The organism is Adhaeribacter arboris, assembly GCF_003023845.1.
In the GTDB taxonomy this organism is placed as follows: domain Bacteria; phylum Bacteroidota; class Bacteroidia; order Cytophagales; family Hymenobacteraceae; genus Adhaeribacter; species Adhaeribacter arboris.
The window spans coordinates 3,514,526-3,535,578 of sequence record NZ_PYFT01000001.1; the positions used below are offsets into that span (position 1 = coordinate 3,514,526).

Below are 21,053 nucleotides of genomic sequence, written 5' to 3' on the forward strand. Positions count from 1 at the left end.
TTGCTTATACTACCACGATGAATAGCTTTATCTGTGCGATAGGTACCGCTACGCCCCCCCACAAAATAGCGCAAATGCAAACAGCCGAATTTATGGCTGAAGCTTTGCAATTATCTGCGGATGAAAACCGTAAATTAAAGGCTTTATACCGGGTAACGGGCATTGCGCACCGGTATACCGTATTACCCGACTTTGCTACTACCAATGGTCAATTCACCTTTTTCCCGAATACTCCCGATTTAGAACCTTTTCCGACGGTGCAGCAACGCATGGCAATGTACCAGCAAGAAGCACTACCGCTTTCGGTGGCAGCGGTAGAGGATTGTCTCGTTCAGATAAAACAATTTGACAGAAGTTCCATTACGCATTTAATTACCGTTTCCTGTACGGGCATGTATGCGCCCGGTTTAGATATTGATTTGATACAAGCGTTAAATTTGCCTTCTACTACCCAACGGACCTCGGTCAATTTTATGGGATGTTATGCGGCTTTTAACGCTTTAAAAGTAGCAGATGCTTTTTGCCAAACCGATTCGCAAGCCCGGGTTTTAGTGGTATGTACCGAGTTGTGTACGCTTCATTTTCAGAAATACCGGGAGTATGATCATTTAGTGTCTAACGCTATTTTCGGCGATGGCTCGGCAGCTGTTCTGGTACAAAGCCAACCTTTACCTAAACACATTAATATAGGCTTAGCAGCGTTTCATTGTGAGTTAATTCCTGCTGGCAAAAAAGAAATGGCTTGGCACATTGCCAATCACGGATTTGAGATGACCTTGTCTTCGTACGTACCTGACCTAATCCGGCAAGGAATTAAATGTCTTACGGAACGCTTATTGCAAAATCTAGATTTAGAGTTATCTTCGGTAAATTTATTTGCGATTCATCCGGGCGGACGAAAAATTCTGGAGGCTATTGAAAAAGCCTTAGCTTTACAGCCTGAACATAATTGTTTTGCCTACGAAGTTTTGCGCGATTATGGCAATATGTCGTCGGCTACCGTACTATTTGTTATAAAAGCAATATTGCAGACCCTCTCCCCGGCTAATCATCATCAGCCGATACTGAGTTTTGCTTTTGGTCCTGGATTAACTTTAGAATCAATGCTTTTAAGAGTGCACTATGTTTAAGAACCGTTCTACAACTCCTGAGTTAATGGATGATCCAAAGGTAGATGGATCGGCTTTACGGCGAAACTTAGAAGAGCTGGAATTTATTAATAAATGGCTGGGCGGTAACGAAGTGGTAACTCAGGCTCTAAATACTTTATGGGACAAAGGTCAAATTAGTTCGGAACTGCAAAACACCTTAACTATTGCCGACTTAGGCTGCGGCGGCGGTGATATCTTGCGGGAAGTAGCCGATTGGGCTTTTGAAAAAAATATTAATGCTACTTTAACGGGAGTAGATGCCAACTCAGTAATGATTAAATATGCGCAGCAAAAATGCGCTGGATTATCTAATACTTATTTTTTACAGTCCGATGTTTTTGATTCTGAATTTAGAGAAAACCAATACGATATTGTTATCTGTAGTTTATTCTGCCATCATTTTACCGATGCGCAATTACAGCAATTACTCCAACAACTAAAGCAACAAGCCCGGTTAGCCATTATTATTAACGACATACATCGGCACCCCTTCGCCTATTATTCTATAAAGTGGCTTACCTATTTCTTTTCCCGTTCTTATCTGGTAAAAAATGATGCTCCTCTTTCGGTACTCCGGGCTTTCCGGCGACCGGAACTAATTCAATTATTTAAAGCTTCCGGATTTTTCAAGTACCAATTACGTTGGCAATGGGCTTTTAGGTGGCAAGCGATTCTATACCCTAATCATTAACGCACCTGCCCATAATATTTTCTCTAAATTTTTATTCCTATAATTTTGCTTATTGCCGGGTTGCTTTGTAAGCTTAAAAGTTTGTCGTTAAATCAAAAAAATAAATATTGAGCCAGCCGAAAGGTATTGGTGTGTGCTTCCACAATAGTAGCAATCCGTTCGGAATATCCGCCGCCCATACTAACGGCTACCGGAATCTGGTTTTGTTTACAAGTTTCTAAAACGTAACGATCGCGCATTTTGCAACCTTGCATACTTACTTTTAAACGACCGAGCTTATCTGTATCTAAAATATCTACTCCGGCCTGGTAAAAAATAAAGTCAGGTTTTACCTGATCTAAAAGCCACGGAAGGTGTTGGTATAGTTGCTGCAGGTAAGCAGTGTCTTCTATACCGTCGGGTAATGGTACATCTAGGTCGGATTGTTCTTTGTGCAAAGGGTAATTATGACCACCGTGCATGCTAAAAGTAAATACCCGCGGTTCTGACCGGAAAATTTGTGCCGTTCCGTTGCCTTGGTGTACGTCCAAATCCACAATCAGAATTTGCTTGGCTAATTGCTGTTCCAATAAATAGTTAGCGGCTATTGCCATATCGTTTAAAAGACAAAAACCTTCTCCGCGGTCCGTAAAGGCATGGTGCGTACCACCAGCTACATTCATGGCAATTCCATATTGCAGAGCAAAAAGGGCCGCCTGCACCGTACCGTTCATAATTACAACTTCGCGGTTTACTAATTCCTGGCTCAACGGAAAACCGGTCTTCCGGATTTCCGTTGGCGTTAATTGTAAATTCCTCAGGCGTTCCCAGTATTCAGGATCATGCGTAGTAAGAATAATGCTTTCTGGCAGCGGATCTGGCCGAAATAAATTACCTGATTCGATAGTTCCTTCGTGCAATAACTGCTCGGGCAATAAATCGTACTTAAGCATCGGAAAACGATGACCCGGTGGCAAAGCATGGGCATATTGTTCTGTCCAAGCGATTTTCAGCATTAGTAAAACAAATTTTGGAACTTTAATAAAAAAACTTTTTCAATAACGTATTTTAAAGACTTCTGGCCCACAAATTGTTTATAAGCATAATCTATTATTTAAGCCATTAGATTTAATACAAGCCCTGTAATTTATTGTTTAAGTACTTAAGCAATCTGCTAAGATTTGCGTGCAACTCTTAATTAGATAGTAATGCTATACTCATTTAAATACAATTATGCTAGCTTATATTAATTTAATCAGAATCTAATATAACTTATAAAATATTAGCTGATTTAATGGCTCTAAATAGACTTTATTACCTAATTATACAATTTATTTGTATACAAATTAAATGTACTAGTTACTTAATAAAGTGCTAATATATAGTAAAAATTAAATGTTTTGATATTCTAACTACAAAATCTTTACATATTGTAAAACTTATACTTTCTTATTTACATGAACCAATTTTACGATCCGGAAGAATATTTTTTGGTTGCCGATCTTTCCACCAGAAAACTTTATTTAGTACATACCATTTATAAATTATTATTTAAGCAAAATCGTGCTGGCGATTTAATTTCTTGTTATTTATATGAAGGGCAGGGCGTGATTGCCAGCAACACCCGGGAACATATCTTACGGGAAAACTTGCATATAGCTAAGGAAATAATGCCAAAGCAAAAGCAACAGAAAGAGCAAAAACAACAAAAGCAGCACCGGGAATATATGTACGCTAACTTATAATTACCTGGGCACCCCAAGAATAATCGTAAAAATTTTACATGTAACTAATTCTTGCCAAATAAGAGCAACTTTAAAATGGTTGCTCTTTACCTTGGAACTTAACTCGCTCAGGTAAACGTAAAATCTGCATCAGGTTAGTTTTAAATACCATCTAAGAATTGTAAAGTAATTCCTTTACTTGCTCTAAGCAACAAATAAGTCTTATCCAGTTTTTTAAATCGTTCTAAACATTTTAGTAAAAACTTTTTATCTTTTATTTTATATATTAATTAATTTAAATATATTTAAAACAAAATACTAAATCTAAAATCATGGGTTCCTTGTTAATTTGCTTTACGGTAACATACGTTATTTATTATAATTTAAATTATGGTAAATGGTCCGTTAATAATAAGCCAAAGCCTTTATCAACTAAATTAACACCCCAAGTGAAGGCTCTATACCAGGAACTATCAGCAGCAGGAATGCAGGCAAAACTTGAGAAGTATATTAGCCAGGAGCATATCATGACAATATCTATTCCAGAGCACAAAGTAACAATTGAAATAGACGGTAAAAAGAATATAAATAATGATTTTCTTTCTGATCTTCAGAGAACTCATTACTCCCTGGTAAACGGTTATTATACTATAAGAATACCAAACTCTTATATAAAAAGTAATTTTCCTCAGGCCGTAAATTATATTAACCGGATTATTACTTATAATGAAAAGGCTATAGAAGAAAAGAATGCGCACTTATTGGATTACTCTTTATTATTAGAAAGAGCAAGCTAACAGAATAGTAAGCAGATTTTTATTTTTTGTTGGATTAAAATAAATTATAACTATCTCAGAATCACTCTCACCAGCTTATTCGATTTCTCGGGAATGTTCATAATCCTGGAAGTCGTCCAAGTTTCTATAGCCGGGTAATTGCTTTTCCTTCGGAATCACCATCCAACCTTCCGGAAGAAAAGGTGCTGGCTCAATAGCATTTTCGGTTAACCATTGAGAATGTTGCTCTTCAGGAATATCTTTCAGACTTATAGCTTTAAACTCGTCGTAAGTTAGTTTACTTCCTTCCATTAAAAAATTTTATTGGTTAGCTTTTAAGGGGAATATAATAATTATTTGCACAAGGTGGAGTTAGTATACACTAAGGATTGTTAAATTTCCTTTTTCTTCTTTTCCGATGTCTTCTCCAGAAATACCATTGATCATTATCTAACGGGCTGAAAAAATGCTCGGGTTTTAAATAAAACCATAAGGCACAAACAGCTAGTCCTACCAGTATTACTAACCACTGCATCGCTAGTCCTTCTTTTTCTTAGCTTCTAGTCCGTGTTTAGTCGGCATAAACTTCCGACCGTGCCTTTCTGCACTATTCTCTAAAGCAATTAAGGTTATAACAACAAAAATAACCACTACTGCTAAAAAGACCCAAACCGTGGTTCTATGCAGCTTTAAACTAGGTCTTTTAATAGCCATGGCACTGTTATGAATGTATACTATTCTATTTAATCAGTTATTTACTCCTACAACAGGCTACCTACCCCGCAATACCTACTCCTCTAAAACGTGGATATTAATTTTAATACGGTAAAATAAACAAGAACTTATCTAAATTTCCCTAAATCTGTTGAAGGTTAAGCTTGTATGAAGAAGTACGATTACAGTATAAGCAAGTTGCAAGGTCTGAACTAGTTGACCAACACCGCATCAATTGTACTAATAAACCTTTCAGGCTACCTAGTTAGAAATTAAAATTCAGGTCAAAGGTTTTTCAAGCTTAAAGTTAAAAATGCATTTCAGCAAATTATATTAGCGAAGCTCTAATTACCCATTTTTGATAACCAATTTCTTTATAGCTTAGCCCCGGAACCTTGCATTATAAACGATTAACCTTACACCTATCTCTTAACCAATAATCAAACTTTACCCCTTCTCCGCAATATTACCTTTATTCATTTTTGCCAAGAAGCCAGGAACTGGCAGAATCTAAATCTAAAAAGAATTCCAGGTTAAATCCCAGATTAGGCTTAGCAATCTCGCCAGAGTTATCTAAAATAGGTTGCCTATCTGTCATCATCAACGTTTCTGGCTGCAGTACTATGGCAAACTTCAGAAGCTTTCCTCCTTTTAGTAGAGGCCGCATTTTAGCATACATCCAGTATTGATCGGCCATGTACAGGTATTGGACTTTACGAGAATCAGTTAACCAAAACTTTGTTTTATATTCTAAAGCAATCATAATGGCTTGGCGATAGCCTTGCCGATAAGTTTCGCTAGTAGGGTGTTGCAACCAAGTAAGCCGTAGTAAAGAAGTTTCGGTATTTACACCTATTTTAAGTTTTTCATCCTCAAAAACCAAAAGCGTTGTAGAAGTATCGGTCATAGTTATTGCGCTATAAATTGTTTATTGTTTTAATGGTAATTAGTCAAGCAAATACTAGTTATAATTGTTTTAACTTGAAAATTTGTTACTCTATTATTAGGTTATTCAGTTAAAAACTCGAAGAAAAATCCTGTATAAAACTTGGTTAAATGATGAAAGCAGGGATTTATGGGTAGTATTTGCTATCATCCCGCTGATAACTATAAAAATAAAAAAGCACCCTTTAAGAGGATGCCTTATTAGAAAAAGTGAGGCGTACTGGGTTCGAACCAGTGACCTCTACCCTGTCAAGGTAGCGCTCTGAACCAACTGAGCTAACACCCCATTGGGGTAAGCAAAACTACATAATTTTAGCAGATTTACAATAAAGCAATTTAGGTATCCTAAACTTTCTTAGTCGGCGCAGCATTTTTAAACACCTGCGTAATTTCAGCAATTCGTTTCTGAAAACCTTCGGGTTGATGTTCTACTTCGTTTACCTGAATGGCCGCCAACATTTCCAGCACCTCCGCAGAATGCTCCGTAGAACGCCCCGTTGTACTACTCACATACCGCATAGTAGTCCAAAGCAACGATTTCAGATGCGTTCGGGTCTCGTTATACATAGAAGCTTCGATAACAATACTAGTTTCATCGAAATGAACCAGTTGCGTTTGAATTATAATATTTTCTCCTAAGTCCGCCGGGCGCAAATAGGCAATTTGATGATTCGTAACTACCCAATTGGCCTGGTATTTTTTAGAAAGCTCTAGCAAATTTAAAGCGTAATAGTAGCGTGTATGCTCTTCGCGCGTGTTTAAAAAGTAATCAAAGTACCGGACGTTATTTAAATGCCCCAGTACGTCACAATCCTGAAATCGGACAAAGAGTTTCGTTTCAGGTGATTTAACTATATTTTCAACACTGATTTTCATAGAGGTAAAGTACGTATAAGAGCTTAACTAGATCAGAATTTAAAGGCAAAATAAAAGATCATTATAAACTTGGTTTATATTCTGTCTACAATCAGGCCAGGCAAGTTTTGTTTTACGCTGATACCCTTAGCTTTTAGGTACTTCTTACATTAGGAAAGTTCTGTTTCCGCTTGCCGGGCTTCCACCTCAAATTTGTTCTGATAGTAACCAACTTTAATAGATTCAACTAAATAAAGCCAGAGAAATTTAAAGAAGCCGTACTGCTGGAACTGCCGGATATGACAGCACTCGTGCGCCAACCAAGCCTTATTTTTCAAAAATACCTCTTTTGTTACCCCGCTCAGGTGAATAGATTTACCTAACACCATAGCCACATTATCCGACTTTAAAACCATCCGGGCAACACGGGCGAAACTAGAATTCTCAACAATTTTATAATCCACTGAAAGGCACAATTAAGGGATAAATCCAAAATATGCTAATTATTTAATAGTGTATGAAAACAATAAATATATAGTAAATATTATAGTAGGATTGCACGAAAATAAGAAAATTATCTCCGCAGTATTTGGTAGTTTAAGATTTATGGCTAGTTTTAACCTATAGAAGTAAGGAAATAAACAAATTCTATACTACTTTTTTAGTTTTAAGGTTTCAAAATCAACCGTTTATTAAAAAAATATTTTTTTTGTTTACTAATTAGCGCTAAACGTATTGTATCACTTTAAACCGATTAGATGAAAAACATTATTTTAGGAAGTTGTGCTGTTGCAGCTATGAGTTTGTCCTTTTTCTTCGAACAAGTTCCAACTGATAAAAATGCTAAATTAACTGCAATCGAAACTGCCTCAGTTCTGCCATTAAATCTACCTACTGCCCCCACTATTACACCTGCCATTAATTTTAGAGATACTCTTTACTACAATTATTACGCGCAAACTTTAGGAGTAAAATTAAATTATTCCGAAGATAAACAATTACTGGCTACCGTAGCCGATTGGTTAGGAACGCCTTACCGCAGCGGAGCTGCCTCTAAAAAAGGCACGGATTGTTCCGGGTTTGTTACAAAAGTATACCAAGAAGTTTATGGGATTAAGTTGACACATAGTTCTCGTTCTATGTTTCAGAGTGTAGAACGAATTAAAAAATCAGCGATTAAAGCCGGCGATTTGGTTTTTTTCCGGCGGGGACCAGGAAAACCTATTTACCACGTTGGTATTTACCTGAACAACAATAAATTTATTCATTCGGCCAGTAATGGCGGCGTAATGGTATCTTCTTTAAACCAGGCTTATTATGCCCGTAATTATTATGCGGCCGGTCGGGTGAACATGTAATAAATAGTTTTGCTGAAACGGCCCGGGCGGCAGATACAAACTTAGTATCTGCCGCCCGGGCCGTTTTTATTTAGCACTTATTTAAATTTTGAGCTACCTTTAATAAGTTATCCGTTCTGTTGTTTTGCTTCGTTTAAGTATTAAGTTTGAATTTTCAATTTTAAACTTAATACCTTTTCAAAATTCAAAAATTAATCGGTTTTATTATTTTATAACTATTTCTGCGTATACCAGTATAAAAAAGGCACGTAAAATAAATGTAAAGTAGTGCAAGTATTAACTTATTAAATCGAACGAACTAGTTGACTGATAGCACAAATTATTTTAACTGCAACCTATTTAGTTTCAACAAATAAAACTATGGAAAATCAAATGAATACTGGTCAGAAAATTTCTGAATCAACTATTTTTAAAAACATTTTATCTAAAGCCGAAGAATATTTAAAAAAACCGCTCCGGGTAAAAAAACTTCTGAACGATGCTTACGCAAAAGCCAGCCAGAAAAAAGATGTAGGTACTATTGCGCACGAAGTTTGGGAAAGTCTTCAGATATTATCGCGCATGATTAAAGCTGCGGTTACCGGCGAGTATACCGGCATTCCGACGAGTACCTTAGTGGGAGGCATTGCGGTGTTGCTTTACTTTTTATCGCCTATTGATTTTGTACCGGATTTTATACCGGTGCTGGGCCTTTTAGATGATGCGGCTTTGTTAGCCTGGTTTATGACCAGCATAAAATCTGAAATGGATAAATTTGAAGAATGGGAAAAAGGAAACCAGGCGCAAACCATTCAGAACGCGATGATGAGCAGTAATCAACCGGTAGACACTTCTGCTAATTCGCCTAAGTACAGTTCCACTTATAGTAATACCGATACCGACAATCGGTCTTTTAGCGGTAGCCAGGCTACCGGAGGAGAAATTAACTCTTCCCCGCAAAAACGGAACGAAGATGGTACGCTTAAAAACGATGATGAAAAACTGGTAGTAAAAGATTTTGCTGCCCACGATTTACCTACTGAAAGCAATACTCCGGACGATTCCGCTATCAGAGTTCCCTCGGCAGGAATTGGTGAACCCAACGTGCGAGCTGCCACTACTGATAGTACCCGTTTGCCCAACTCCAACGACGACGACCGGAAAGCGGGAGGCAACGTGCGCTAACCTAAAGAATTTAAAAAATATTTTAAAACCACTTCCTGAACCGAAGTGGTTTTTTTTGTTTCTGATTAGAAACGAGTTCCGACCTTTTAGCTGGAACTTTACTTGTCTTTTTGGGCAGGTTATGTAACTTTGGTAACTAACCATCCTAATAATTGTGCCGTCTTCAAAACCACCTATTTCATCCGTTCGAGTTCATGTAGAAGAAATTGGTACCGTTTTATTCGAACGTAGCGCCAAAGCAAAACGCATTAGTATTCGTATTAAACCTTTAGAGGGAGTGCGGGTAGCCATGCCTCCCTGCGTAAGTTTTGAAAAAGCCCAGGAGTTTTTACTCAGCAAAAAAGAATGGATAAAACACCACCTGCAAAACATAAAAACTCAGGAAAATAAACGCACCATTTACAATCAACAATCGTCTTTCCGCACGTTTAATCACACGTTGCACTTACAAGCAGTACCGGCCAGTTTCCGTCTTAAAGCCCGGATTACGGATAACACCTTACTGGTAACGTACCCGGCGCATAAATCAGAAGAAGAGGAAGAAGTACAGCAATTTATCCGGCAAGCCATAGAAGCCACTTATCGCCTGGAAGCTAAGGCGTATTTACCTGGTCGGGTAGCTTTTTTTGCCCGCAAGTTTGGATTTACCTACAACAAAGTAGTTATAAAAAATACCAGCACCCGTTGGGGCAGTTGCTCCGCCGTAAATAACATAAATTTAAATCTTCACCTGATGCGGCTACCAGAACCTTTGCGCGATTACGTAATTCTACACGAACTAGCCCATACCGTTGAAAAAAACCACGGCCCTCGTTTCTGGGCCTTGCTCGACCGGATCAGTGGCAATGCCCGCTACTTAGACAAACAAATGAAAAACTACCGGGTAGCTATCTTTTAAGCCGGTTTCAAACTATTTCTTGCCTTGGTTATTATTCGACCTAAAAGTCAGGTTAGTACTATAACTACATTCAAATAGGGCTATCTTAATTGGCTTTTAACACCTTCCTGTCCAAACTAAAAGCTTTCTCCTGAATGCTCGATTCTTTAACTTGTAGTGGTACTTGTTGGAAATAAATAGCTGCGCTAGTCCGCAATAATTAGAAAAAGCCGCTGGATCAGCTGCAGCCAAGTTAATCCGGCAAATTCTGGTCGAAAAAGGTGCTGCTAGCATAATTTTGGTTACTGGCACCAGTCAGTTCGAAACTTTGAGTCAATTAATTACCGGGCCGGGTATAGACTGGAGCCAAATAACTAAGCTCCACCTGGATGAGTACATTGGCTTATCCGAATTGTCACCGGCCCGTTTCCGCAAATACCTGAAAGAACGTTTTATAGCCCAAGTTCTTGAATTAAAAACTGCTAACCTGGTAAATGGGGAAGCTGACCCGCAAGCAGAATGTGAACGATTAGGAAATTTAATCCGGAATAACTTGGCGGAGGTAACTTTAATTAGAATTAGAGAAAATAGGTATATTGCTTTTAATGGCCCACCCGCCGATATGGAAACAGATCAGTCCTACCTTATTATATAACTAGATGAGCTTTGCCGCCGGCAACAATTTGGCGAAGGCTGGTTTAAGTCTATGGACGAGGTTCCTCAGCAAGCCATTAGTATGTCGGTAAAGCAAATTATGAAATCGAAATACATTATTTGCTCCGTAGCCGATATCCGGAAAGCAGAAGCCGTTTAGCAATGTATATCCTGCCTCCATTCTGCCAAACCATCCGGATTGTAAACTTTTTCTGGATCGGGCATCGGCAGCTCTGCTTATCTAACAAAGCCGGAAAATCCGGAACAGGCCAGTTAGTTTATCATTAGAAAAGAGTAACTTTAGAATAAAGATTTACAGTCATCTCAACCCTCCATGCAAGAAAATTATAATAGGCGAAAGTTTATAAAATCGGCAACGGCAGCCGGCCTTAGTCTAGGATTCGGATTAAAAACTACATCTGGCTTAAGTTTAGATAATATCGTTCCGAAAGGAAAAAGAGTTGGAATTATTGGTTTAGATACCTCGCACAGTACCGCTTTTACCAAAGCACTGAACAGCCCAAATGCTAAGCCCGAGTTTGAGGGTTACCGGGTAGTTGCCGCCTACCCGAAAGGCAGTAACGATATAGAATCGAGTACCAAACGCATACCGGAATACACCGAAGAAGTTAAAAAATACAACGTTAAAATTGTTGATTCCATTAAAAAACTGTTGCAGGAAGTGGATGTTGTGCTGCTGGAAACCAACGACGGCCGGCCACATCTGGAGCAAGTCCTTCCCGTTCTGAAAGCTGGTAAACGAGTATTTATTGATAAACCGATTGCAGGTTCTTTAAAGGATACTGTTGCCATTTTTGAAGCCGCCAAACAATATAAAGTACCGGTTTTTTCTTCGTCTTCTTTACGGTACTTAGCCAGTGCGCAGGAAGTAGTGCAAGGCAAAATCGGGAAAGTTTTGGGGGCCGATACGTACAGCCCGGCAACTTTAGAAAAAACGCATCCGGATTTATTCTGGTACGGCATTCACGGCGTAGAAACCCTTTTTACCGTTATGGGTACCGGCTGCAAAAGCGTAGTTCGCTACTCTACCGATAGTACCGAATTAGTAGTAGGCACCTGGCAGGACAACCGGATCGGAACTTTCCGGGGTACCCGCACTGGTACCCACGATTACGGCGGCACCGTTTTCGGCGAAAAAGGCAATGTAGCGCTGGGTCCTTACGCCGGCTACGATGGTTTATTGGTTCAGATTATTAAATTCTTCCAGACCGGCCAAGCTCCGGTAACACCCGAAGAAACCATAGAAATTTACGCTTTCATGGAATCGGCCGACGAAAGCAAGCGTCAGGGAGGGCAGTCCGTTACTTTAGAGAGTGTACTGCAAAAAGCAAGAGCGGTTAAAGGTTAAAATCAACCTTTTAGGTGGAGATTTTACTATTTAGTTCTGGCAAATTATATAACTAGTGAGAGCATGTTTAAATTTTAATGTGTGTTGATTCATCCATTTAAGCCTTTTTAGAAATGTTACTAAAATTTAAGCTCTATTAGGGAGATTTATGAAAATATAATCATCAACAAAAATTAACTTACTTCTGATTATCAGCAAGTTAAAAATTTAAACATGCTCTGAAATACATATTAACATTAACTATTTTCTTTACTCCATTTTTCTGTTTTCCGCAAGAAATCTTTATTGAGGAAAAAGCACTGGACTTCTACTTTAAAAATAATCATGAAAAGGGAATCAAATTAAGTCAACAGGAAAATTTAAAACTAAAACAACCCATTTATTGGAGGAGACATTATATCAGATTATTTAATTTGTAAAAAAAATAGTGCAGAAGATACAGCCGAAGCAAACCTTTATCGCAAATCCTATGTGCATTTAATAGAAAGGTATAAGGCATCAGAAATAAACATCCCAAAGATTGACTCAGCGGAAATAAAAACTTTGGAGGTGGATCTACGAGAACCAATTAAAAAGGTAGAAAAGCTAAAACACCAAAAATTAAGAGGCGGCCCGATTGGATTATTTAGAAAAATAACCGGTAAAATATTTGGTGAGCCTTTTAATTTATACTTATATCGATACATTGAATTTGAAGGTAGCTATTATGCTTTTATAGCAATTATTAAGAAAGATGCGGAATACAGTCTTGATTATTGGTTTAAATTATCGAAAGAAAAAGAAGTAATTAATTGGTGTCAAGGTGGTTGGATACAATAAAAACTTACCACAACATAATCTAAAAAAGCATTTTAGCCACGTATCATAGTACAAGTATCATGTTTAAAGAAGAACCCAGTATGAAGAGCACGCGTCGAATATTCCTTAAAAATGCTGTTACCGGAGCGGCAGCCGTTTCTTTTGGGGGCGTTTTGCCTGGTTTTAGCACCAGGAGTTACGGAAACATACTAGGTGCCAATGAGCGCATTAAAGTAGCCACTATGGGGGTTAATTCTCGGGGACTAGCCGTAGCCAGCAATTTTGCCCGGCAAGAAAACTGCGAAGTACTCTATATTTCGGACGTAGATTCCCGGGCAGCCGCTAAATGTATGGCCGCCGTAGAACCCATTCAGAAAAAACGACCAAAAGCTGCTCCCGATTTCAGAAAAGCTCTTGAAGATAAAAACCTGGATGCTTTAGTTGTAACTGCCCCCGACCATTGGCATACCCCGGCGGCTATTCTGGCTTGTAAAGCGGGCAAGCACGTTTACCTCGAAAAACCGGCCAGCCATAATCCCAACGAAGGTGAAATGGTAGTGGAAGCCGCCAAAAAATACAACCGGGTCATTCAATTAGGTAACCAACGGCGGTCTTGGCCCAATGTGGTAGCGGCCATTAAAGAATTACATGCCGGATTAATCGGCCGGCCGTATTTTGCCAAAAGCTGGTACACCAATAACCGTCCTTCCATTGGCAAAGGTAAAGAAGTGCCGGTGCCTTCGTGGCTGAACTATGAATTATGGCAGGGACCAGCTCCGCGTCAACCTTACCGCGATAATTTAATTCACTACAACTGGCATTGGTTCTGGAACTGGGGTACCGGCGAATCTTTGAATAACGGCACCCATATGGTAGATTTAGCCCGCTGGGGCTTAGGCGTGGAGTATCCTACCCGGGTTACCTCCGCTGGTGGCCGCTACCGGTACCAGGACGATTGGCAAACCCCCGATACGCAGGTGATTACCCTGGAGTTTAACAACCAAACCAGCATGGTTTGGGAAGGCCGCAGCTGTAACGGCCGTACTATTGAAGGCAATAGTGCTGGGGTAATGTTTTACGGCGATAACGGCTCTTTATTAATTGAAAGCGGCAACTCGTACATTATTTACGATTTGCAGAATAAAGTGGTGAAAGAAGTAAAGAACAACATGGAAATTGATGCCCGCAACCTGGCCGACCCTGCTCAGGAATTAGATGCATTTCATATCCGCAACTTTTTTGATGGTATCCGGCAAGGCACCAAAGTTAATTCCGATATCCTGAGTGGGCATCAGAGTACTTTATTGGTTCAGTTAGGTAATATAGCCCTGCGGTCGGGTCATACTTTAAACATTAACCCGGAAAATGGCCACATTCTGAATGATAACGAAGCCATGAAGTTCTGGAGCCGCGAGTACCAACCCGGCTGGGAACCGAAGGTATAGTACATTTACCAGTTATCATTTACCATTTACCAGTTTATTTTCCTTAACCGAAGAAATTAAGAGTCACCCCTATTATATATAAAAATTTAATAAAGTATAATCCATAACAACGGTAGCTATTCAAAACAGATAGCAGTTTAGCTAGGGAGAACCTGCAAAGGTTCCGGTGCTTTAGCATTCCGACGTGTAGGGACGTACGGGGCACTTTCCCACCAGAGGAAGCATAGACCCGCCCGGAAGAACCAACCGAGGCTCGCCGGTGCTGGCAAACCGGTTCCAGTTCAAACAAGATAGCACTTGAGCCTGGAAACGGGAACCGGCTCCATAGATAAACCGCCCCAAGTACGACTTTTATAGTTCAAGATAGTATTATTATCAGGTTAGAGCATGTTTAAACAAAAGCAAACTAGATATACGTGCTTTTAGATTAAAATTTACGCAGAAAAGATTCAACCTTACATTTTCACTTGGTTCGAAATTGTTTCTTTATATTCTAAACCTTTCGTTATTTGTATATTTAAACACACACTTTACTAAACAAAAAATCCAGGTAGTACATCTACTACCTGGATTTTGTTTAGTAAAACAAGGAAATAATAATGAAGTGTACTCCCTTCTGGAAATTAAGCTAACTTGGCTCGCGTAGAGAAAACAGATACGCATAATCCCATAATGGCTATTATAAAGAAGGATACGCGTAAACTAGTAGCTCCGGCCACTAAACCGATAAGGGGCGGCCCCATTAAGAAACCTAAAAAACCAATGGTAGAAACCGCGGCTAAGGCGACGCCTGGTGATAATACTTTTGATTTACCCGCCGCACTATATACTAACGGTATTACCGAAGAAACCCCGGCGCCTACCAGTAAAAATCCTGCCATAGCTGTTATTAAATTTGGCAGAAGCACCGCTAATAATAAACCAATAGCAATTAAAATTCCGCTCAGTTGCAAAGTGCGTTTCAAGCCAAACTTACCAGTAAACCAATCGGCCACAAATCTACCCGAAGCCATAGTGGCCATAAACGCAGTGTAACCGGCTCCCACCCAGGCGGCATCGGCTTGCACCACTTTTTTGAAATAAACGCCGCTCCAGTCGAACATAGCGCCTTCACAAATCATGGAACAAAAAGCAATAACCCCCAGCATCAGCAAAGATTTATCCGGTTTAGCAAAAATCGGCTGGTCGGCTTGGCGGTTTGGGTCTTCGGCGATAGTAAAACGGGTACTTATAAGAGCGGCTAATATTACAAAAATGGTAACGGCTAAAAAATGCTGAACCGGCACTATACCGGCACCAATCATCAGGGTACCAATAGCTGCCCCAGAAAAGCCGGCTAAGCTCCACATACCATGAAACATGCCCATAATTGGCTTTTTATACATCGCCTCTACGCCAACGGCTTGTGTATTTACGCCGATATTTAAAAAGTTACCGCCAAATCCGAACAACAATAAGTAGCTAATTAGTTGAAAAGTATTCTGGGCCATACCCAGCGTAATTAAAGTTAAACTATATAAAAACACCCCTAAGGTAACTACTTTTTTACTGCCAAATTTGGCAACTAGCCAGCCTGATACCGGCAACGATATCATGGAACCAACGGGAATAGCTAATAAAACGGCGCCCAATTGGCTCTCATTTAAACCAAGGGTTTGTTGTATAGTCGGAATACGGGAAGCCCAGCTGGCAAAGCACAAACCTTGCAGAAAGAATAAGGTACTTACTGCCCAACGGTGCACTTTCTTCGAAACGGGAAGGCTGGTGGGTAAACTAAGAGAAATCATACTAAAAAATTAAATTAAAAAAACACTCATATTCGTAATTAGCTTTGGTCTAACAATTTCTATTCCAAATCTAAAAAACGATTGTAAAAAATTCTAGCAAATAATATTTTTAATAAATTATATTTAAATATTAGCCATTTACGTTGCAATAATTACAAAGTTACAGGTTTTTTATTAATAAATTATTAAAATAGATGCTTTGTGATTCCTAGCGAAACAATGATATTCCAATAAAGAAGTTTACCCTATTAATATTTATAAGATTAAATTATTCACCATCAGGCTACTAGATAAATTTTAAAAGATAAACTTCATTTATTATTTAGGCTAAAATCAACCGCGCCAGGTATTGGTCTTGCTCATCTTCGTACTGAATAATGGTAAGCCAGCCTTCTTCGCCGGCTATTGTTGCCAGAGTGTCCTGGTCGATGTATAACCATTTAAACCACTCTCCTTTTACCTGGCGGTATTCGTATTGGTAGGTTATTTCGCCGTAGTATTGCTCTTGGTCCGGCAGGTTACCTTCGTAGAGGTAAGTAATATCCGACGAGTCGAATACCAGCTGCCCATTGGGGTTAAGTATTGTTTTGGCGTGCTGTAAAAATAGCCGTAAACCAGCTATATCGCCTACCAGGCCAATTCCATTCATGAGTAAAAGCAGCGTATCGTATTTATCGCCGGAATAAGAAAAAATATCCTGATTAATGATTTTTTTTACGCCCCGCTGCCGCATTATGTCCGCCGCCTGCGACGAAATTTCCAGAGCTGTTACCTCTAAATCTAATTCTTGCAACGCCAAGGCATGACTGCCCACTCCGGCCCCAATATCCAGTACTTTACCGTAGCAGCAATTCAGAGCTTCCAGTTCTACCTCCGACATTTCTTCTTCGTCCCGGAAAAAAATATCCAGGGGCATGACTTCGGGTTCGCCGTAACTAGTGTGCAAGACAAGTTTTTGGGTAAAATTATCGGTATAAAAGTCCCGCAGTGCTTCGCCAAATACATCCATTTTAGTAGGATTTAAAATTTTGAGGGGCAAAAGTAATCTTTCTCAGGCTGGCCGCCAAGTTCATTTCAAAATCATCCGCTGTTATTTGATTCATAATAATTCCATAAACAGAATTAAGCTACTGTTTTTAAGAAATACCATTTAAAACAAGTATCTTTAAGAAAAAGCTTATTAAGCGGGTATTATTTAAAAGGCGACATACAAATGGCCATTAAACTTTAAAAACATGGACTTGATTACCGTTTTAATTCTGGTTTTTATTGGCTTGGTGCTCTTATTGGTGGAGCTAATTTTTCTGCCGGGTACCACTCTGATTGGTATTTTAGGTTTTCTGGTATTAGCCGGCGGGGTTTGGCTGGGATATGAGAAAATGGGAGTTGCCAATGGTCATGTTATTTTAAGTGTAGCGTTGGTTTTGAGTATTGCTATTGTATTTTTTAGTTTTAAGGCCGATGTATGGTCGAAGTTTGCCTTAAAAGATGTAAACCACAGCCGGGTAAACGAAAACGTAAAACCCCAATTGCAGGAAGGCGACACTGGCCGCACCTTATCTGCACTCCGGCCTTCGGGCACGGCCATGTTCCAGGACCAGCATTACGAAGTGCATACGAACGGCGAATTCCTGAATGCCGGTACACCCGTAATTATTACCCGCATTAATCATCATAAAGTAATTGTAAAACAAGCGAGTTAGCTATTAGGCACTAGTATCTAGACGCTAGATATTAGACTTTTTCTTAAGAAAACTAGATGAAAAAGCAGTAAGCAAAAGAAAATAGTCTTTTAGTTATTTTTATTTTATCATTAATTCCTTGGGGAATATTTCTATTTTATTTTAAAAACTACAACATTTCAGAAAGATCAACTGATTGGGCAGACTTTGGATCTTATATAGGAGGAACTGTAACAGCCTTAACAGTTCCTATTACATTTGCTTTATTATTAAGAACCTATAAAAGTCAAAAAGAAGTTGAACGTATCTCAAAACTGACATTTAGAAACCAGAAATTTGAAAAAAGACTCTTCGAACTATTAAAAGTCTTTAATGAATTTAGATTTAATCAATTAAGTATATGGACAAAAGAAGGTGATAAAGAAAAAGAATATTATAATGGTTTAAGATTTTTCATACAAAAACGAAGACTTGTACAAACAAGCATAATTGTATTAGGTTTTGATAATGCTGTTAGTAGATCAATTGAGTCTGCCAACCTTAGCTTTGAATTTTATTTTAGAAGTCTTGAAAATATTATTATTACTTTAGAAGAGATAGATGAAGAAAGCCCTGAAGAAAAAGACAAGCTACTTTTGATGATCGTTAACACCTTAACAAATGATGAGAAATTTTTTATTAAAAATTTTCATAGTTATCAAAAATTCGCCCACTTCAACTATTTAAAAGAATATCAGGACCAGTTAACAGAGAATATACTTTTTTTAATTACAAGGAAGGATAAACAACTCCTAACATATAAATACTTATGGCTCTTTCACCAGCAACCAACAATTAACAACCAACAACTAAAACATGGAGTTATCGCCTATTTTTCTTCTTGCCGGTGGGTTTATATTGCTACTGGTTTTTCTGTATTTCGTACCGATTAACCTGTGGATTACGGCCTTATTTTCGGGCGTGAAGATTAATTTATTTGAATTAGTTTTTATGCGCATCCGCAAAGTGCCGCCCAGTCTGATTGTCAATTCTTTAATTACCGCCACCAAAGCGGGTTTACAAATTACCGGCAGCGAACTGGAAACCCACTATTTAGCTGGTGGCAACGTACCCACCGTTATTAAAGCCCTTATCTCAGCAGATAAAGCCAATATTCCGCTTACGTTTAAGCAAGCCACCGCCATTGATTTGGCTGGCCGCGATGTATTTGAGGCGGTTACTACTTCGGTAAACCCCAAGGTTATTAATACGCCCAACGTAGCCGCCGTGGCCCAGGACGGTATTCAGTTAATTGCCAAAGCCCGCGTTACTGTACGCGCCAATATTGCGCAGTTAGTAGGGGGTGCCGGCGAAGAAACGATTCTGGCCCGGGTGGGCGAAGGTATTGTAACCTCCATTGGTTCCTCTTTATCGCACAAAGAAGTACTCGAAAATCCCGATAAAATTTCAAAATTAGTTTTACAAAAGGGTTTGGATGCCGGTACCGCTTACGAAATTTTATCCATTGATATTGCCGACGTGGACATTGGCGAAAACATTGGCGCTAAACTGCAAATTGACCAGGCCAACGCCGATTTAAAAGTAGCCGAAGCCCGCGCCGAAGAACGCCGGGCCATGGCGGTAGCGGTAGAACAGGAAATGCGCGCCCGCACCCAGGAAGCCAAAGCCTTGGTAGTGCAGGCCGAAGCCGAAATTCCCAAAGCCATGGCCGAAGCTTTCCGGTCGGGTAACCTGGGCATTATGGATTATTACAAAATGCGCAACATCCAGGCCGATACCGATATGCGCGACTCCATTGCGAACCCGAACTCAGGGAACCCGGGTCATCGTGCTGGCCGCGACGAAACAAAATTATCTTGATAAACCAAAACCCGCCAGGTTTTGAAAACGGGCGGGTTTGTATCACTCCGGTCATGAACATTGCCCCTTTAGACCTGATCTTATTACTCGGCAGTTTGCAGGGAATTATTTTGTTCTTTCTGCTGTGGTATAACCCCAAAGGACCACGATTACCCAATAAATTACTAGCCTGGCTGATGGGCTTAATGGGTTTAGCCAGTTTTGCCGTGGGCGTTCCGGTAGCCAATATGTGGATTAGTCATGCGCTGGATTTGCTTCCGTTTATTGTAACCATGCCTATGGGGCCGATTATTTACTTCTACGCGAAGGCTTTGTTGAACCCGGAGTTCCGGATCGGTCGCCGGGGAAAATGGCATTTTTACCCCATTATTATTGATTTTGGGTCGCAACTCATCGGCTGGACTTTCCTATTCGGTATTTTACTAGGGGTATTTAATCCGCAGAATAATTTATCTTGGGCCAACGCCATGGATGCCTACGATACCTACTCGGATATTCCGCGCTGGCTATCCCTTACAACTTACCTGTGGCTCACGCACCGATTGCTTTCGCGCCAGACCAAAACCGAAGCGACCCTGCCCGAAGAACAACAGCACCACATTGGCTGGCTCAAACCGTTGGTACGCGCTTTCTTTATTTTCCAGTTTATCTGGCTGCTGTATTTAATTCCGTACATTATTCCGGCTACCCGCAATGGCTTACTCGATACGTTTGGCTGGTACCCGATTTACATTCCGATTGCCATTTTAATTTATTGGATTGGCTTCCGGGGATATTTTCATACCCAGAAAAACTTCACCCAGAATTACCGGAAAGTTCCGGCTACGCTTTTACCCGAAGAAACCGCCAACGGAACCATTCAATTTTTAAAAAAAGCCATGGCTACCGACCAGCTTTTCCTGGACCCGGAGCTAACCGTAGAAAAAGTAAGTCGGCACGTGGGCATTCCCGCTAAAATTATTTCGGCGGTGCTGAATCAACATTTGCAAAAAAGCTTTAACACCTTCGTGAACGGGTACCGGGTAGCCGAAGTTAAAAAACGCTTGCTCGACCCGGTGAATCAATCGTCCACGTTGGTAGGTATTGCCTTCGATTGCGGTTTTAATTCGCAGGCTACTTTTCAGCGGGCTTTCCGGAGCGAAACCAACCAATCGCCCAAAGAATTTATTGCGGAACAGCTCCAAAATTTAAAAATTAACGCTCAAATCCGGATTTGAGTTGATT

The 21,053-nt window shown here is 39.7% G+C and carries 21 protein-coding genes and 1 tRNA gene; 14 read left to right on the forward strand and 8 right to left on the reverse strand.

Features of this window, described 5'->3' with window-relative positions:
- The first annotated feature begins 17 nt into the window (after window positions 1–17).
- On the forward strand, window positions 18–1,130 hold the full coding sequence (locus AHMF7605_RS14665; RefSeq protein ID WP_106930528.1) for a type III polyketide synthase: 1,113 nt from the start codon (window positions 18–20) through the stop codon (window positions 1,128–1,130).
- Window positions 1,123–1,842 carry a methyltransferase domain-containing protein gene (locus tag AHMF7605_RS14670; RefSeq protein ID WP_106930530.1) on the forward strand — a complete coding sequence of 240 codons (720 nt, stop codon included), beginning with the start codon at window positions 1,123–1,125 and terminating at the stop codon, window positions 1,840–1,842. Before AHMF7605_RS14665 ends, AHMF7605_RS14670 begins: the two co-directional genes overlap by 8 nt.
- 92 nt (window positions 1,843–1,934) lie before the next feature.
- Here the strand turns inward: AHMF7605_RS14670 and AHMF7605_RS14675 are convergent, their stop codons facing one another.
- A complete protein-coding gene (locus AHMF7605_RS14675; RefSeq protein WP_106930532.1) occupies window positions 1,935–2,837 on the reverse strand; it encodes a histone deacetylase family protein in 903 nt (300 codons plus the stop codon).
- 441 nt (window positions 2,838–3,278) lie between these two features.
- On the opposite strand from AHMF7605_RS14675, the gene AHMF7605_RS14680 reads away from it, so the two are divergent.
- Both AHMF7605_RS14680 and AHMF7605_RS14685 read left to right on the forward strand, forming a co-directional pair.
- The gene (locus AHMF7605_RS14680) at window positions 3,279–3,566 is read left to right on the forward strand and encodes a hypothetical protein (RefSeq protein WP_106930534.1); all 288 of its coding nucleotides are present in this window, start codon (window positions 3,279–3,281) and stop codon (window positions 3,564–3,566) included.
- Between the two features lie 311 nt (window positions 3,567–3,877).
- Window positions 3,878–4,342: a DUF559 domain-containing protein gene (locus AHMF7605_RS14685; RefSeq protein ID WP_106930536.1), complete on the forward strand. Its 465-nt coding sequence runs from the start codon at window positions 3,878–3,880 to the stop codon at window positions 4,340–4,342.
- A 75-nt stretch (window positions 4,343–4,417) separates the two neighbouring features.
- Here AHMF7605_RS14685 and AHMF7605_RS14690 read toward each other — a convergent pair whose 3' ends face one another.
- The 5 genes from AHMF7605_RS14690 to AHMF7605_RS14710 form a co-directional block, all read right to left on the reverse strand.
- On the reverse strand, window positions 4,418–4,633 hold the full coding sequence (locus AHMF7605_RS14690; RefSeq protein WP_106930538.1) for a hypothetical protein: 216 nt from the start codon (window positions 4,631–4,633) through the stop codon (window positions 4,418–4,420).
- 874 nt (window positions 4,634–5,507) lie between these two features.
- Window positions 5,508–5,942, reverse strand: coding sequence for a hypothetical protein (locus AHMF7605_RS14695; RefSeq protein WP_106930540.1), 435 nt, complete (start codon window positions 5,940–5,942; stop codon window positions 5,508–5,510).
- Window positions 5,943–6,191: 249 nt separating this feature from the next.
- A tRNA-Val gene (locus AHMF7605_RS14700) sits at window positions 6,192–6,266 on the reverse strand.
- Window positions 6,267–6,325: 59 nt separating this feature from the next.
- The gene (locus AHMF7605_RS14705; protein WP_106930543.1) at window positions 6,326–6,856 is read right to left on the reverse strand and encodes an acyl-CoA thioesterase; all 531 of its coding nucleotides are present in this window, start codon (window positions 6,854–6,856) and stop codon (window positions 6,326–6,328) included.
- Window positions 6,857–7,005: 149 nt separating this feature from the next.
- Complete coding sequence (locus AHMF7605_RS14710) at window positions 7,006–7,299, reverse strand: hypothetical protein (RefSeq protein ID WP_106930545.1); 294 nt, start codon at window positions 7,297–7,299, stop codon at window positions 7,006–7,008.
- A gap of 294 nt (window positions 7,300–7,593) precedes the next feature.
- Here AHMF7605_RS14710 and AHMF7605_RS14715 point away from each other — a divergent pair, with 294 nt between their 5' ends.
- From AHMF7605_RS14715 to AHMF7605_RS14745, 7 genes are all read left to right on the forward strand, one after another.
- A complete protein-coding gene (locus tag AHMF7605_RS14715; protein ID WP_106930547.1) occupies window positions 7,594–8,193 on the forward strand; it encodes a C40 family peptidase in 600 nt (199 codons plus the stop codon).
- A 360-nt stretch (window positions 8,194–8,553) separates the two neighbouring features.
- Window positions 8,554–9,357, forward strand: a complete 804-nt coding sequence (locus AHMF7605_RS14720; protein WP_106930549.1) for a YkvA family protein — start codon at window positions 8,554–8,556, stop codon at window positions 9,355–9,357.
- 154 nt (window positions 9,358–9,511) lie between these two features.
- Entirely contained in the window at window positions 9,512–10,255 is a 744-nt protein-coding gene (locus tag AHMF7605_RS14725; protein ID WP_106930551.1) for a M48 family metallopeptidase, read from the forward strand.
- Window positions 10,256–10,562: 307 nt separating this feature from the next.
- On the forward strand, window positions 10,563–10,889 hold the full coding sequence (locus AHMF7605_RS30955; protein ID WP_317046538.1) for a hypothetical protein: 327 nt from the start codon (window positions 10,563–10,565) through the stop codon (window positions 10,887–10,889).
- A 333-nt stretch (window positions 10,890–11,222) separates the two neighbouring features.
- Entirely contained in the window at window positions 11,223–12,257 is a 1,035-nt protein-coding gene (locus AHMF7605_RS14735; protein ID WP_106930553.1) for a Gfo/Idh/MocA family protein, read from the forward strand.
- 471 nt (window positions 12,258–12,728) lie between these two features.
- Window positions 12,729–13,076, forward strand: a complete 348-nt coding sequence (locus tag AHMF7605_RS14740) for a hypothetical protein (protein WP_106930555.1) — start codon at window positions 12,729–12,731, stop codon at window positions 13,074–13,076.
- Between the two features lie 80 nt (window positions 13,077–13,156).
- Window positions 13,157–14,500 carry a Gfo/Idh/MocA family protein gene (locus tag AHMF7605_RS14745; RefSeq protein WP_199200240.1) on the forward strand — a complete coding sequence of 448 codons (1,344 nt, stop codon included), beginning with the start codon at window positions 13,157–13,159 and terminating at the stop codon, window positions 14,498–14,500.
- A gap of 623 nt (window positions 14,501–15,123) precedes the next feature.
- On the opposite strand, the gene AHMF7605_RS14750 is transcribed toward AHMF7605_RS14745, so the two are convergent.
- On the reverse strand, window positions 15,124–16,287 hold the full coding sequence (locus AHMF7605_RS14750) for an MFS transporter (RefSeq protein ID WP_106930559.1): 1,164 nt from the start codon (window positions 16,285–16,287) through the stop codon (window positions 15,124–15,126).
- Window positions 16,288–16,609: 322 nt separating this feature from the next.
- Complete coding sequence (locus AHMF7605_RS14755) at window positions 16,610–17,296, reverse strand: class I SAM-dependent methyltransferase (protein WP_106930561.1); 687 nt, start codon at window positions 17,294–17,296, stop codon at window positions 16,610–16,612.
- Between the two features lie 226 nt (window positions 17,297–17,522).
- Here AHMF7605_RS14755 and AHMF7605_RS14760 point away from each other — a divergent pair, with 226 nt between their 5' ends.
- From AHMF7605_RS14760 to AHMF7605_RS14770, 3 genes are all read left to right on the forward strand, one after another.
- The gene (locus AHMF7605_RS14760) at window positions 17,523–17,990 is read left to right on the forward strand and encodes an NfeD family protein (protein ID WP_106930563.1); all 468 of its coding nucleotides are present in this window, start codon (window positions 17,523–17,525) and stop codon (window positions 17,988–17,990) included.
- A gap of 834 nt (window positions 17,991–18,824) precedes the next feature.
- Complete coding sequence (gene floA / locus AHMF7605_RS14765) at window positions 18,825–19,829, forward strand: flotillin-like protein FloA (RefSeq protein ID WP_106930565.1); 1,005 nt, start codon at window positions 18,825–18,827, stop codon at window positions 19,827–19,829.
- Window positions 19,826–21,046 (forward strand): helix-turn-helix domain-containing protein, encoded by a 1,221-nt coding sequence (locus AHMF7605_RS14770; RefSeq protein ID WP_233219113.1) that lies wholly within the window; start codon window positions 19,826–19,828, stop codon window positions 21,044–21,046. Before floA ends, AHMF7605_RS14770 begins: the two co-directional genes overlap by 4 nt.
- The last annotated feature ends 7 nt before the right edge of the window (window positions 21,047–21,053 follow it).